The sequence below is a fragment of the Lachnospira rogosae (ex Hitch et al. 2025) genome, assembly GCF_040096455.1.
Lineage (GTDB): Bacteria > Bacillota > Clostridia > Lachnospirales > Lachnospiraceae > Lachnospira > Lachnospira rogosae.
In genome coordinates this window covers 71,066-87,315 of sequence record NZ_JBBMER010000010.1, presented here as the reverse complement: position 1 = coordinate 87,315, position 16,250 = coordinate 71,066, and the positions used below count along the sequence as shown (strand labels likewise).

Sequence of the window (16,250 nt, the reverse complement as noted above, 5' to 3'; positions counted from 1 at the left end):
CTAATTAGAAGATGTGGCTGTAGGCGTTGTTACCGTTGGCGTCTGTACAGTCGCAGTCTCACTTGTCTTTGTCATATCCGGGAACGCATATGTCATATCACCTGCTGTATTAGGTATTGATATAGTATAGCTTACTGTATTATACCCAGATTGTGACAATGTTATAGTCTTGTTACCACTTGATTTGCTAAATGAGCAGGGAACAACACCTATGTATACACTATCTACATACAAAGCCGCTCCTGATGGTGCTGTTATATTAACACTATAACCATTAGTAAGGCTCGCTGATGTCGTCTTTGCTGTTGTTGACGAGCTTGTACTTGTCATATCAATAACCTTAGTCTTGTAATCTGAATTAACCGTAAATGTCTCTGTATAAGTTTCATAATGGTTAGCCTGTAATGTAAGTGTATGAGAACCATATGTTAATGACACAGGCTTTGAGTAATCAACTTCACTTCCATCTATTGCCATAATTGCATTCTCTGGTGTAACTGAGAAGTTGATTGCACCCTTTTTAGCTGAAAGCTGCTTATATTCTGAGAAATCAAGCGTTGAAGTCGCATCTTTCTTAATAGTTACTTTCTTGGTTGCTGTCATATCTGCACTCTGAAGCTCAACATCATAAGTACCAACTCCGACAGTAAGCATCATATCCTGTGTAACACCATACAAAAGACTGCTTCCTAATGTCACATAACCACCTACAAATGCATCTATTCCTGTCAGTTCCAGATATCCGTGTCCATTATCAACCGATATTGAGTACAGCTTATCATCAATTCCTCTTAATGTAAGTTCATCTTCCTTTACAATCTGTGCAATGCTTATAAGATTACCTCCAGAGGTTACTACCGTATAATCCCTGTAATTAAGCGTAGTCTGTCCAATTACCACACTCTTAGTGCTTTCATCAAGCTCTATATCCGTAACTGATGTCCTGCTCCACGCATTCTTTGAACCATATATCTTGGTTGCCTTGCCATATTTGTTGCAGTATACATCATATATCTCTCCGGGCTGTATCAATGTCGCCGCCTTAAGCTTTCCATAAGCATCCTGTATATCAGTACCACCTGTATACATTACTGAATATTCCGTTCCAGTTTCAACATCAATAAAATGTATATTCTTAAGCGTGGTATCTATTGACGATACTATCCCCACTAGTGTTGCATTGTCACTGTTCCTGGCTATGTCTGTTACATTGCCCTTTTTCTTCGCTGGTGTAATTGAACTGCCCGGTACAATCGCTCCGTTACTTCCCGATGTTCCACAACCTGTCTGGCATATTATCATAATGGCAGTCATTATAATAACTGCCATTCTCTTTACAACCGAATATGGCTTAACTATGTTAAACAGATGTGTCCTGCTTCTTGTAATACCACTTTCGTTCTTTGTTCTATTAGCTTTATTATATATAAATGTATGTTTCATTCCCTGTATCCTGATTATAATCGTTTATTGGCTATACCTATGGGAATTTTACCACACACAGCATATTTTATCAATTAATTCTCTTCTTCTTTCATTCTGCTCAATAACCTTCCTTAGTTTATCTACATTTTTATCTGGAATCCACGATTTATTACTATTAATATACTGGTTAATTATCTTCCAGAATTTCTCCGGATATGACAAAAGTGTCATAAGAAGTTCAAGCTCATTATCATCAAGAGGACATATTCTGTCATATTCATCAAGAAGCCTGTAGAACACACTATTTTCCCAGTTATACTTCTCCATAACTTTTCTTATGAACTGGTACAAATCACTAATCTGGCACTCATTCTTATATCTGTCAAAATTAACAACATAAGTATCCTTTCCACCGATAAGCACATTATGGTAAGTATAGCTTCCATGCGAAATCTCTCCATTAACCGCCGCATCTAGAAGCCTCTCATCAAATCTTTCGTCCATAAGCCTCTCGCTTGCATTGCACGCCTCCTCATAATAGTCACCGATATGCTTAAATGCCAGCTGCTCAAATGTCTGTCTGCCTTTTTTCTGCTTAAGATAATTGTATGCTTTCTTTAATTCCCTTGTGTGCTTCACATATGTCTTTCTTAGTGCTGTTTCCTTCCTGTTCTGGCATGCCTTAAGCTCTGCCTGTGCATACTCCTTGTACTCTGTCTCACCACATGGATTAATCTTAAGCTCGCTTCCAGCCTCCCTTAATGCCATATGAAGATACGCCATCATACTCACCGCTCTGCACATATCCCCCATATCCTTTACATCACTTTCCTTCGCATCAAACCAGTCTTTTAAAATATATCTTCTGCCGTCCTCGTCCTGCGACACAAGCTGTCCCTCATTATTTCTTACATATGTATCTGTATTTCCAAATCCCGCTGATTTTAATATCTGTGTAATATTATTCTCCCTCTCATAATACTTGTCAGGCTTCTCACACTGTGTAAAAAGTTTATACCCCTGTCCAGTTGCAATAATAATACCACCCCTGCCTCTTATCATACGGTTAATGCTGATATTATATTGTTCTAACACCTTTTCTGATTTCTCATTCACGAATATACCCTCCAATCCAACTAGGCCTACTTATCATATGCACGTGTTCAATAAAAAATGCTTTGCCATTCAGTGACAAACATAGTTTTTTTTGTTAAAATTATGGGCAGTAATAATGCGAGCTATTGCAAATTTTATATAGCCAAATAACAGATTTAAAGATTTAAAAATGAAATCAAAATAATAATTTAAAGATTGGTAATTAAGTATGGATTATAGTAATTTTAAAATTGATATGCCTAATGACGTTGACTTTATAATCAACACAATTAAAAGCCACGGTCATCAGGCTTATGCTGTAGGTGGCTGTGTCCGCGATTCCATTATGGGACTCACTCCTAATGACTGGGATATAACAACCTCTGCACTCCCTTCCGATATCAAAGAATATTTCAACAAGACAATTGATACCGGAATTGAACACGGCACAGTAACAGTTATGTTGCACAATGTTGGATATGAGGTTACAACCTACAGAATTGACGGCGAATACAAAGACGGCAGACACCCATCTTCTGTTGAATTCTCCGACAGGCTGACAGACGATTTATGCAGACGTGATTTTACAATAAATGCTATGGCTTACAATAATGTAACTGGGCTTGTCGATGAATATGGCGGAATAGACGATATTAATAACCGCATAATAAAATGCGTTGGCAACCCAATTGAGCGTTTTACAGAAGATGCTTTAAGAATGATGAGAGCCATAAGATTTTCTGCACAGCTTGGCTTTACCATTGAACCGGATACATTTAAGGCTATTGAAAAGCTTAACCGCAATATAGATAAAGTCAGTATGGAACGTGTATGCGTAGAACTTAAAAAGACTCTTTTATCAGATAACCCTGATTATTGCAGTCTTTATGCAACAACAGGTCTTTTTAATAATATTCTGCCTGTAATAGCAGATAATCTTACCGGCAGATATGCCAAGAAGCTGCTTCTTACCTGCAAATATACTGATAATGAGCTTCCACTTAGATTAGCCGCAATTCTTTTTGTATGCTCACCTGATGAGGCAAGAACAGCTTTAAGAAATCTTAGAATGGATAACAAGACTATTGATACTGTTGTAAAGATATTAACATACACCCCGCTTCACATTGATGAAACTGAACCTGCTGTAAGGGAAGCACTTCATCAGTGTGGACGTGACATTTTTATGTTAGTAATAAGATTACAGCGTGCTTCTATTAAAGCAAGTGAAGAGATTACATTTATAAGTAACCCTGCCAAGTATAACCACCTGAATAAATTACAGCGTATGGCAGATGATATACTTGAAAGAGGTGACTGCTTTACAATAAAAGACCTTGATATAACAGGAGTTGACCTTATCGAATATGGTCTTAAGGGTGCAGAAATCGGCAATACACTTAATACACTGCTTGATATTGTAATTGAGAACCCTAAGCTTAATGATAAGGCTACTTTAATTGCACTTCTTGATAATTTAAAGTAGTCATATGTGCACCAATCACAGGTGCTTTCCTAATACATAAAAAGGCTCAGCCCTAGCTGCTGGAATTATCCATCAGCTTGAGGCTGAGCTTTTTATATGACAAATATTTTTGATATTCTGTATATAGCACAACAGTTTCCTGCACTATTTTAAAATGCTGCATTTTTAAACACTATGTTATCTTAAAACATCGTATTTATCAGACAACTATCGCTTATATTAATACTTCATATAATCCTTAATAACATTATGGTCTTTAAGAACCTTTTCAATTACAGTTCCCTTTATCCTTCTAAGGAGTGGTTTCTTAATGTTATCAAGCACGCCAGGAAGTTCTATTTCAAGAGGTGACTTGCCGTCCATAAGCTTAACAGAAGCATCTAAGAGATCTCTTACATCATATACGCTTCCCCATACTTCTGGAACGCCCCTGTCTACGCCAAGAAGTCCGTATACAGCCTCCATAGCTGTTCTTACTGAATATTCTGTTGTGAATATAGTATCTCTTGGTGTCTCAGCAAACTGTCCAAGGAATGCAAAGTTCACACAGCCATCTGGTATAACGTCTGGTCTGTCACCTTTTCTTCTTGGCATAAAGAATGCTGTGATATAAGGCATCATCGTAGGTGTTGTATTGCAGTGGTTCTTAGCAAGTTCATCTATTTCATCTACTGGTATTCCAATATGGTATAACCACTCTGCTGTAATCTCTTCACCAGTACACTCTTTCATAGGCTTCTTGACATAATCGCCAGCTACATCTGTAAACAAGCTGTATACCCATACGCATACTTCATCTTTCTTCTGTTCCTTGAACTGTCCCTGTCTGTTAATTGTCCAGCTAAGAAGCCAGCTTGAATCCTTACAGCTTACGATACCGCCTGTAACAACATTTCCTGTTCTAGGATCTCTTTTACATATCTTCTTAATATGATCGATAATCTTTTCATCACTTGTTGTAACTGTAGCTGACTCCCAGTTAGACTTAGATACATTGCCACAGAACTTTTCTGGGTGTCCAAATGATGGATCCTGCTTTGCAATATTCTTCCAAAGACTCCAGCAGCCGCTTGTTCTTACCTCTGCATCTCCTACAGGTGCGTGAGTATGGTCACCATAGATTGTACTCTCTGTACAGCTTCCGTTAGTTACAAACACAAGGTCATTCTCTGTAAGCTCAATTGTTTCTTCCTTACCCTTGACATTGCACTCTATTGTCCTGGCAATCTTCTTGCCATCCTTGAACTCAAATATAACATTTTCAATCCTTGTATTGAACTGGAACTTAACACCTGCTTCCTCAAGATACTTCTGCATAGGCAGGATAAGTGATTCATACTGGTTATACTTAGTGAATTTGAGTGCTGAGAAATCTGGAAGTCCGCCTATATGATGAATAAATCTCTGGATATAAAGCTTCATCTCTAACGCACTGTGCCAGTTCTCAAATGCAAACATTGTTCTCCAGTAGAGCCAGAAATCCGAGTCAAACACTTCTTCATCAAAGAAATCCTCAATCTTCTTGTCATACAAATCTTCATCTTTAGTGAAGAACAATTTCATTATCTCCATACAGCCCTTCTGGCTTAAATTGAATTTGCCATCTGTATGTGCATCTTCACCCTGATTAACTGTTGCCCTGCAAAGTGAATAGTTAGGGTCGTGCTTATTAAGCCAATAATACTCATCAAGCACTGATGCACCCGGCTTCTCTAATGATGGAATACTTCTGAACAAATCCCAAAGGCACTCAAAATGATTCTCCATCTCTCTACCGCCACGCATTACATACCCTCTTGTTGGATCATTAATGCCATCACACGCACCACCAGCTATATCCATAGCTTCAAGAATGTGAATATGGCTTCCCTTCATCTGGCCATCTCTTACAAGGAAACAAGCCGCTGCAAGTGAGGCAAGTCCGCTACCTACAATATATGCTGACTTAGCATCAACGCCCTCTGGCTTTTCTGGTCTTGCAAATGCTTCATAATTACCATTTGAGTAATATATACCCTTGCTGTTCTTATCATATTTACCACGCTCAGTATTTCTGTACTGCTCGTATTCTTTCTTCTGTATTTCTTTTATCTCTTTCTTCTCTGTACCGTTCTTATTCTTTGCATTAATAGCCGCAACTCCTGCTCCTACTGCAAGGAGTGCTGCTCCCGCCTTTAATGTCCTGCTTCCGATTGACTTCTTACTCATAAGCTTCTCCTTTCACATATCTGCTGACCTGCAATCAACAATGTCCATAATTCTCATAGCTACTCTTCTTTACAGGAGTTTCACTCCATATCTTATCAGCATATGGCTTCCACGCATTGGCATATGGAACACATTTGCTGCAAAGATGCTCTGCTGTCTCTGGCGACTGTAAATCTGTTGATTTAGCACCTGTTTCCTTGACCATTTTCTGTAAAATCTCAGGATTTTCAAGCATAGGACAAGGTCTTAAATGGTTCTTATTAAATGGCTGGTTCTTTCTATATGCCATAAATAATGGCTGGTTAAGTATCTCAAGTAATGTATTAGTTCTTATATTCGCACCTGAATAATGAATAAATACACAAGGCTCTGCATCACCATTTGCATTAATGTGGAAATAGTTTCTTCCGCCTGCTATACAGCCACCAACGAACTCACCATCATTCTGGAAATCAAATGTAAATAAGCCCTGTCCTGTTGTAAGACTTCTTATCTGTCTTATGCGGTCTTTCATATATATTCTCTGCTCTGGTGTTGGAAGCAATTCAACTGAAGCATCATTTCCAACTGGCATATAATGGAAATACATTGCATAACGGCAGCCCTTATCTACCATAAGCTGTATGAATTCATCACTTGTTACTGTTTCTGTATTCTTAGATGTGTAGCATATTGAAGTACCGAATACAAGACCATTTTTCTTTAAAAGATCCATTGCATTCATAACCTTGCCATATACGCCATCGCCACGTCTTAAGTCATTGACTGCTTCAAATCCCTCAAGACTTATTGCAAGATAAAGATTGCCTACTCTTTTCATCTCCTGACAAAATGCTTCATCAACAAGTGTTCCATTAGTAAATGAAAGAAATGCACAGTCATTATGCTTCTCACATAACTTTATTATGTCGCTCTTTCTTACAAGTGGTTCACCGCCTGTAAACATATAAAGATATATTCCTAACTCCTTGCCCTGTGTTACAACACTGTCCATTTCGTCAAATGTAAGATTAAGCCTGTTGCCATATTCTGCCGCCCAGCAGCCTGTACAATGAAGGTTGCAGGCACTTGTAGGATCCATAAGAATGAGCCAAGGAACATTACAGTTATACTTTTCTCTCATCTTTCTTATTGTCTTAGTTCCATTTAAGAATGCCTCAAATCCAAGATTAAGCACCATAGTCTTTAATACGCCAGGGTCTATCTCATCTAATGCCTTATTAATATACTTATTAAGTGCACTGTCCTTATCTTTGATTTTCTTTCTCACGCTGTCAAAATCAACATCAAGCTTCTCACCATCCATATATTTTTCCATAAAATCGACAAGCTTTAATATCTCTTTTTCTCTATCTTTATCAAGATTTTTAATAACAACATCTGCTGCTTTTCCTACGGCTACTCTTCCTGCTTTATGTGTAATTGTTCCCATTTTTTTCAACTCCTGTCGCTTTTAATTTCTTCTTTATTGTATAAACTCTTATGATCTGTATTAATTATTTATTAATATTCCAATTGTTAACTACTGCGTTAATTATCTATATAATCACTGCCTTAATGCTTTGTCTGTCTTAACCGTATCTATCACGATAACAAGATTAAGAATTCCATCCATACACAGATTAAGCCCTATAAGCCTTACCATAAGCCTTGTTGTCTCACCCGGCATTAATATAAGCAATATGCCAATCGCAGCTACAATAACTGCCAGTATAAGCATCAGCCACCAGCGGCTTATTCCAAATCTTTTGGAATCTATAGATGTCTGTATTTTAAATGTCGCATCTACAAGCATTACAATTCCTATACAGGTTGATAACAACTGCACCACTCTTGCTGTCCTGCACACAAATACAATTCCCACAATTGCAATAACTATACCAAGTGCCAGATCGAACTGGAATGCAAGCTGGTAAGCATCTTTTGCAAAATATCCCATAATCTTGACTGCGCCGTATATTATCATATATATCCCGAATATTATACACACAACATCTAACGCAATTCCCGGTGCTATAAGAAGTACAGCCCCAACAAGAATAAGACATATTGTAAGAATACTGTACATATTCTTAAAGTTCTTTATGCCATTCATAATGCTGCCTCCTTTCTTAAATATCTTTGTGAATTCTTTAACTTAAAGTTAGGATAACTCATTTTCATATCAATTAATACAGACAGATTGAGGGAAGTGTACCTAAATTCGTACACTTCCCTCAATCTGTCTGAAAATGAAATTTTTATAAATGTTAGTTACTATTTGCTTTAGCTTTTGAAATCATAACTGGAAGTGTTGCATCTATTGACTCAGAAATTCTTGCTATAAAATGCTCAAAATCAGCCTGCATACCACTTTCTATCCATTTATATGTACTTCCGATTATCGCATAGCCATAAAAATATGACATAAATTCCAGATCCTTTTCTGAGATATTCTCACCCTCACTCTTAGCCGCAATATAACTTCTTACTACCTCAGCGGTCATCTTTTCAAGATAATTGGTAATAATATCGCGGTTCCTGGAATTATAGACGTGTATCACAACGTCCTTATACTCCACAAGTATCTCCGCAGCCCTGCTGTACTCCTCATAAAATGAACCATTACTTCCAGCTTCTCTTAAATTCTTCTCAATCTCTTCCATAAATATGTTATTGAGAACATCGTATATATCCTTAAAATAATAATAAAATGTGTTTCTGTTAATTTCACACTCATCACATATATCTTTAACCGTAACTTTATCAACTGATTTCTGCTTTAGTAATTTTAAAAGGCTTAACATTATAGCTCTTTTTGTAAATTTAGCCATAGTAATATCTATCCTCACATTCTAAATATATATTCAGCTTATATGTTCTATAATATAACACAGGTTTGGCTTTTCGCCTACCTTAAAAATCCAACTTTAATTTAATTTTTATACCATATTATTATTTCAAATATAAATTCAGCCATATCTTTTAAAATGTAAAGAGCTAACCATTATATGCCACAAAGCTATGCCTGCATATTAATGATTAGCTCTTTTACTATTATGATAACACAATCACACCAATACCTGTGTAAATAATCCGACCTAGTTATCTTTATTCTTATTCTCTTTATAAGCCTTCTTCGCTTCTGCTATTCCTGCTTTAAGTCCAGCCACCCCTGCAAATGCTACCTCTTTACCGGCCTTGGCGGCTTCCTTACCCACCTTGACAGCCTCTTTAGCTACTTCCCTGCCTACCTTGGCGGCTTCGTTAGCAGCTTTCTTAGCTTTCTCCTTAAGCTCATCTGTATCTATGCCTTCCTTAGCCGCGGCATTAGTGTCACCTTCACTGTCATTCTGCAATTCGCTGGCGATTGCTGCCTGTGCTGCTGCAAGTCTTGCAATAGGTACTCTGAATGGTGAACAGCTTACATAATCAAGTCCTGCCTTATGACAGAATTCTATGCTTGATGGATCTCCACCGTGCTCTCCGCATATTCCGCACTTAAGTGCTGGTCTTGTCTTTCTTCCGTTGGCAACTGCCATTTTAACAAGCTGTCCTACACCATTCTGGTCTAATCTTGCAAATGGATCTGACTCATATATCTTGCTCTTATAATATGAGTCAAGGAACTTTCCTGCATCATCTCTTGAAAATCCAAAAGTCATCTGTGTAAGATCATTAGTACCAAATGAGAAGAACTCTGCTTCTTCTGCAATCTCATCAGCAAGAAGTGCTGCTCTTGGAATCTCTATCATTGTACCAATCTTATACCTGATATCAGAATTCTTTTCTTTCTTAACAGCTTCCGCTTCTTCTATTACAACATCTTTAACGAACTTTAATTCTTTCTTCTCGCCCACAAGAGGTATCATTATCTCTGGTGTAATCTCATAGCCTTTTTCTTCTGAAACTTCAATCGCAGCTTCCATTACAGCTCTTGTCTGCATTCTTGCAATCTCTGGATATGTTACTGCAAGACGGCAGCCTCTATGTCCCATCATTGGATTGAACTCGTGAAGTGCCTCACATTTTGCTTTAACTTCTTCTACTGTAAGTCCCATATCATCTGCAAGTGCCTTAATATCTTCTTCCTCTGTTGGCACGAATTCGTGAAGAGGTGGATCAAGGTATCTTACAGTCATTGGCCTGCCTTCAAGTGCTTCATACATAGCCTTGAAATCTGCCTTCTGGAACTCACCAATCGGCTTTAATGCCTCTACTCTCTTCTCCACTGTATCAGAAAGAATCATTCTTCTGAACTTAGGAATTCTGTCTTCACCAAAGAACATATGCTCTGTACGGCAAAGTCCTATTCCCTCAGCACCAAGCCTTACAGCATTCTTAGTATCTGCTGGTGTATCTGCGTTAGTTCTTACACCAAGCTTTCTATATTCATCAGCCCAAGCCATAATTCTTCCAAAATTACCGCTTACAGTAGCTTCCACTGTCTTAATATCGCCTTTGTATATCTTACCTGTTGAACCATCAAGTGATATATAATCCCCCTCTGTAAATGTATATCCACCAAGTGTAAACTGCTTAGCTTCCTCGTCTATAGATATTGCTCCACAGCCTGAAACACAACAAGTACCCATACCTCTTGCAACTACAGCAGCGTGTGATGTCATACCTCCCCTTACTGTAAGTATGCCCTGTGAAGCGTGCATACCTTCTATATCCTCTGGAGATGTCTCAAGTCTTACAAGGATAACTCTTTCTCCCTTGCCGCCTTTTCCAAGTTCCTTGGCTTCTTCGGCTGTAAATACTACTTTACCTGCGGCAGCTCCAGGAGATGCTGGAAGTGCTTCTCCAATAACTTCCCCTGCCTTAAGTGCATCAGTATCAAACATTGGGTGTAATAACTGGTCTAAAGACTTAGCTTCTATTCTCATTACTGCTTCCCTAGGTGTTATCATTCCCTCATCTACAAGATCACACGCAATCTGGATAGCCGCCTGTGCAGTTCTCTTGCCGTTACGTGTCTGCAAGAAATACAATTTGCCTTCTTCTATAGTAAATTCCATATCCTGCATATCTTTGTAGTGGTTCTCAAGCTTCATTGCAAGTTCCATAAACTGTGAATAACACTCTGGAAGGTCTTTCTCAAGCTGTGTTATTGGCTGAGGTGTTCTGACACCAGCAACGACGTCCTCGCCCTGTGCATTGATAAGATATTCTCCGTATATTCCCTTAGCACCTGTAGATGGATTTCTTGTAAATGCTACACCAGTTCCTGATGTATCACCCTTATTACCAAATACCATAGTCTGTACATTAACCGCTGTTCCCCAGTCGCCCGGAATATCATTCATTCTTCTGTATACAATTGCCCTAGGGTTGTCCCATGAACGGAATACTGCCTTAACTGCTTCCATAAGCTGAACCTTAGGATCCTGTGGGAACTCTTCACCCTTCATAGCTTCCTTGTATACAGCCTTAAATCTTACAATAAGTTCTTTTAAATCATCTGCTGTAAGCTCTGTATCATATACAACACCCTTATCAGCCTTAACTTCATCTATAATCTTCTCAAAATATGACTTAGGAACTTCCATAACAACATCTGAGAACATCTGTATGAATCTTCTATATGAATCATACGCAAATCTTGGGTTACCTGTCTTAACCGCAAAGCCCTCAACTGCCACATCATTAAGTCCAAGATTAAGTATTGTATCCATCATACCCGGCATAGATGCCCTTGCACCTGATCTTACAGAAACTAAGAGAGGATCCTGTGTATCCCCGAACTTCTTTCCGTTATACTCCTCAAGCCAGCCAATAGCTTCAAATATCTGAGCTTGTATCTCATCTGTAATCTGCTTTCCGTGTCTGTAATATTCAGTGCAGGCCTCTGTTGTAACTGTGAAACCTTGTGGAATTGGCATACCAAGCCCTGTCATCTCTGCAAGATTAGCTCCTTTTCCACCAAGTAATGGCCGCATTGAAGCGTTGCCTTCTGAAAATCTGTAAACCCATTTCGCCATAAGCTTCCCTCCATTATTCCTATAACGTATTTAGTTATTACGTCCGTTAATTTATTGTTAAAAGTATAACATACTTTTATTAATACATCAACGAGTTCTAAGCAATTCATATATTGTTTTAATTTTATGCTGTATTTATATTGTATTCAATTTATGGAATTATATTCCTGCCCGTTAAAGCTTCTGGTAATTATGTGTTCTGCATTTTCAGTCTGGTCTTTATCAATCTGTCTGCCCTACGTATTTTGCAGATAACAGCTTAATTAAAGACTATATATAATATATGGGGAGTTTATAAAATCTGCTTGTATGCAATCGTAAATCCAGTGTTAATATTTATAAAATAAATGTAAAAAATACTGACAAGTCTGGTAACCAGCCGTATTTACGGATTGTCTGCCATTCTTATCAGTATTCTATATAATCTTATATATTAATGTCAGAGGCAAAAGGTACTCTGCCCTTGACTTATGCCCTCGGATTGCTCCCATTACTATGCAGTTCACTGATATGTCAGAATTGCTGCATTTAATTAGTATGCCTTACCCCAATAAACCATCTTCTTAGCTGGCTTGCCACAGCATACGCACACATCGCTTAACTGCTCCTGTGCAAATGGCATACATCTTGATGTACAAGTTGTCTCTTCTTTAATCTTATCTTCACAAGCCTGCTCACCGCACCACATAGCCTTGATAAAGCCTGGCTTATTAGCTGCTGTTTCCTTGAACTCATCATAGTTAACTGCTACATATGTATGTGCATCCCTATGTGCTCTTGCTCTCTCAAGCATATCTTTCTGGATAGTGTCAAGAATTTCCGGAAGCTTAACTGCAAGTTCATCAATTGCAACTGTAATCTTCTCTCTTGTATCACGGCGTACAACGATAGCCTGATTAGCTTCAATATCTCTTGGTCCCATCTCAACTCTTACTGGAATACCACGCATTTCCTGCTCTGAGAACTTCCAGCCTGGATTCTTATCAGAATCATCAACCTTAACTCTAAGACCTGCTGCCTTGATAGCATCTCTTACTTCGTATGCCTTATCAAGCACACCTTCCTTCTTCTGCATAATAGGAATAATATCAACCTGAACTGGTGCAACCTTAGGTGGAAGCACAAGTCCTGAATTATCGCCGTGTGTCATAATAACAGCACCGATAAGTCTTGTTGTTGTTCCCCATGATGTCTGGTGAACATACTTAAGCTTGTTATCTTTATCTGTATACTGTATACCAAACGCCTTAGCAAATCCATCACCAAAGTTATGGCTTGTTCCTGACTGTAAGGCCTTTCCATCGTGCATAAGTGCTTCGATAGTATAAGTAGCTTCTGCACCAGCGAACTTCTCTTTATCTGTCTTGCGGCCCTTGATAACCGGGATAGCAAGAACCTCCTCACAGAAGTCAGCATAAAGATTAAGCATCTGCTGTGTACGTGCTTCTGCATCTTCTGCTGTTGCGTGTGCTGTATGTCCTTCCTGCCATAAGAATTCTCTTGAACGAAGGAATGGTCTTGTCTCTTTCTCCCATCTTACAACTGAACACCACTGGTTATATACCTTTGGTAAATCTCTGTAAGACTGTATCTCATCCTTGTAGAAATCACAGAAAAGTGTCTCAGATGTTGGTCTTACACACATTCTCTCCTGAAGTGGATTAAGTCCTCCATAAGTAACCCAGGCTACCTCTGGTGCAAATCCTTCTACATGATCCTTTTCTTTCTCAAGAAGACTTTCTGGAATAAACATAGGAAGATATACATTCTCTACGCCTGTTTCCTTGAATCTTCTATCCATTTCATTCTTTATATTCTCCCAGATTGCATATCCAGCCGGCTTAAATATCATACATCCTTTAACGCTTGAATATGACATAAGCTCTGCCTTCTTACATACATCTGTGTACCACTGTGCAAAGTCTACATCCATGGAAGTAATCGCTTCTACTAACTTCTTATCCTCTGCCATAAATATACCTCATTTCCTGCGCTGTCTGCGCGTCCTGTTAAATGTGCCGCAAGCCTGTAATCTAAGCAGATAACCCACAATAAAAGATGCTACAGGTTATCCACATATTAAAGCTCACATAATCTGTAATAGTCTAACATTTTCAGCAGGGATTTTCAAGTAGAACACAGATATCCGTTATTTAAATATTTTATATGCCTACTCTATCCCCATTTCACACCTAAGTCTTATAACCAATGCCTTAATTATGACATAACTTACCGGTCCTGTTATAAAACCTGCCACACCATATACAAGCAGTCCAGTGAATATTATCACAAGCATTGTAAATGGTGATATTCCCAGTCTGTCGCCCATACTCTTGGACTCCATAATCTCACGCACAAAATACGTGATTATATATGCCATTAACAAAATTACCGCATATCTGTAATTTCTTATAAGAAAGCTTATTAATATCCATGGAATAAGCACAGTACCCGTTCCGAATACAGGAAGTGCATCAATTATCCCTATAATAATTCCCAGCACAATAGCGTATGGATTCTTAAGTATCGCAAATGCCAACATACATAACCCAGAGTTAATCAGCATAATTCTTAGCTGCACTTTGAAATAAATATTTATAAGCCTTCTTACTTCTTTCCATATCATACGGATTTCTTCATAGAATACTACTTGTCTTATATTATCCCTGAACTTCTGCAAATCAGACACAAGATATATAACTGCTATGAAGCATACAACAATTCCACCCACAATAATAACAATATTTTTTACAACTGGAGCAGATATCAATATTATCTTCTCAGGCATTATGCTCATAAGTTTATGTCCACACGCAATAAGTGACTCAAGACAACAGCCTCCTTCCAGTCCCAGAAATGCATCTGCATCAAAACACATTCTGGCTGTGAGCTGCTTTACCGCAATCAGGTTATAATCAAGGTTTCTTAACAGCCTGCTGAACTCATCTACACCCTTAAAAATTATAAAACTAAAAAGTGCCAGCAGTACAACAAATATCAATGATACAATAATCGTTGCAGCAATCCCCTGACACTTCTTTTTCTTAATTGTTATTCTTTTGTTCCATGCTAAAAGCTTATCTAGTCCTATGTATAGCTTATCTGACAGATATATTATCTTCTTCTCAAGTATAACTGCTATAAACACACCTATAACAAATGGCCATACATACACAATCAGATACTTAAAGCTTATATATACAGCCGCCACTATAACAGCTATTCCAAAAAGAAATTTTATTCTGGTCTTACCACTCTTTTCATCACGCAAAATATACAATCTCCTCCGTAATAATTCATCATCTATATATGAAATAATTCCACATTACCGACAAATTATACTTGAAAAAATTCTATATTGATTGCTTGTTTTCCTGAGCTGTCCAATCTCTGTTTTTAGTCTTTCTATTTTCCTCCTGAAAATTCAGGCTCAATTTCATACACCTTTCCATCAACTGTAAGGCTCTTAGCACATAATGCTATACAGCCCCTTTTAATATGGTACTCCTCTGCTTTCTTAACCGCTGGGTTTCCACCATATTTGCCATCGCCAACAACGGGCAGATTCCTTGATGATAACTGGACACGTATCTGATGATGTCGTCCTGTTATAAGATTAATCAAAAGGCGTGAAACATTTCTTTCCTCGTCATAGTCAATAAGGCTATACTCAAGCACAGCCTTTTTTGCTCCTGCCTGTTCCTTTGATACCACCTTTGATGTGTTATCTTTGCCATTTTTTAAAAGATAATCTGTAAATGTGCCTGTATCACTATGAGGTCTGCCACATACAAGTACCAGATACTGCTTGCATAAAGATTCCCTTTGCATAAGTGCTGAAAGCCTTGCCGCTTCTTTCTTGTTCTTTGCTATAAGCACAAGACCTGATACTGGTCTGTCAAGCCTGTTAATAATTGCCGCATAGGCTTCCTCACCCTTATTCTTTCTATATGTAAGCACTTCGCTTACCAGATCCATATCAAAGCCTCTGGCACTCTGCGAAAGCTGTCCTGCCGGTTTATTAACTATTATTTTATCTTTATCCTCATATATGACATTTAACATCTTAA

11 protein-coding genes are annotated in these 16,250 nt (G+C 38.2%); 1 reads left to right on the top strand and 10 read right to left on the bottom strand.

The window, feature by feature from the left end; genetic code table 11:
* Together WMO14_RS12065 and WMO14_RS12060 are read right to left on the bottom strand one after the other, a co-directional pair.
* Complete coding sequence (locus WMO14_RS12065) at positions 1-1,443, bottom strand: PEGA domain-containing protein (RefSeq protein ID WP_349153905.1); 1,443 nt, start codon at positions 1,441-1,443, stop codon at positions 1-3.
* A gap of 48 nt (positions 1,444-1,491) precedes the next feature.
* Entirely contained in the window at positions 1,492-2,541 is a 1,050-nt protein-coding gene (locus WMO14_RS12060) for a YutH/CotS family kinase-like spore coat protein (RefSeq protein WP_022502362.1), read from the bottom strand.
* 208 nt (positions 2,542-2,749) lie between these two features.
* On the opposite strand from WMO14_RS12060, the gene WMO14_RS12055 reads away from it, so the two are divergent.
* The gene (locus WMO14_RS12055) at positions 2,750-4,006 is read left to right on the top strand and encodes a CCA tRNA nucleotidyltransferase (protein WP_349153904.1); all 1,257 of its coding nucleotides are present in this window, start codon (positions 2,750-2,752) and stop codon (positions 4,004-4,006) included.
* 219 nt (positions 4,007-4,225) lie between these two features.
* On the opposite strand, the gene WMO14_RS12050 is transcribed toward WMO14_RS12055, so the two are convergent.
* The 8 genes from WMO14_RS12050 to WMO14_RS12015 all read right to left on the bottom strand — a co-directional run bounded on the left by WMO14_RS12050 (position 4,226) and on the right by WMO14_RS12015 (position 16,245).
* Complete coding sequence (locus tag WMO14_RS12050; RefSeq protein ID WP_349153903.1) at positions 4,226-6,214, bottom strand: oleate hydratase; 1,989 nt, start codon at positions 6,212-6,214, stop codon at positions 4,226-4,228.
* Positions 6,215-6,248: 34 nt separating this feature from the next.
* Positions 6,249-7,646 (bottom strand): radical SAM/SPASM domain-containing protein, encoded by a 1,398-nt coding sequence (locus WMO14_RS12045; RefSeq protein WP_022502359.1) that lies wholly within the window; start codon positions 7,644-7,646, stop codon positions 6,249-6,251.
* Between the two features lie 114 nt (positions 7,647-7,760).
* Positions 7,761-8,309 (bottom strand): HdeD family acid-resistance protein, encoded by a 549-nt coding sequence (locus WMO14_RS12040; protein WP_022502358.1) that lies wholly within the window; start codon positions 8,307-8,309, stop codon positions 7,761-7,763.
* A gap of 154 nt (positions 8,310-8,463) precedes the next feature.
* Entirely contained in the window at positions 8,464-9,027 is a 564-nt protein-coding gene (locus WMO14_RS12035; RefSeq protein ID WP_349153902.1) for a TetR-like C-terminal domain-containing protein, read from the bottom strand.
* Between the two features lie 267 nt (positions 9,028-9,294).
* Positions 9,295-12,180: a pyruvate, phosphate dikinase gene (ppdK, locus tag WMO14_RS12030; RefSeq protein ID WP_349153901.1), complete on the bottom strand. Its 2,886-nt coding sequence runs from the start codon at positions 12,178-12,180 to the stop codon at positions 9,295-9,297.
* A gap of 532 nt (positions 12,181-12,712) precedes the next feature.
* Positions 12,713-14,152: a proline--tRNA ligase gene (gene proS / locus WMO14_RS12025; RefSeq protein WP_022502355.1), complete on the bottom strand. Its 1,440-nt coding sequence runs from the start codon at positions 14,150-14,152 to the stop codon at positions 12,713-12,715.
* 198 nt (positions 14,153-14,350) lie between these two features.
* Complete coding sequence (locus WMO14_RS12020; RefSeq protein WP_349153900.1) at positions 14,351-15,451, bottom strand: AI-2E family transporter; 1,101 nt, start codon at positions 15,449-15,451, stop codon at positions 14,351-14,353.
* A gap of 134 nt (positions 15,452-15,585) precedes the next feature.
* A complete protein-coding gene (locus WMO14_RS12015; RefSeq protein ID WP_055176849.1) occupies positions 15,586-16,245 on the bottom strand; it encodes an RluA family pseudouridine synthase in 660 nt (219 codons plus the stop codon).
* Positions 16,246-16,250 lie beyond the last annotated feature (5 nt).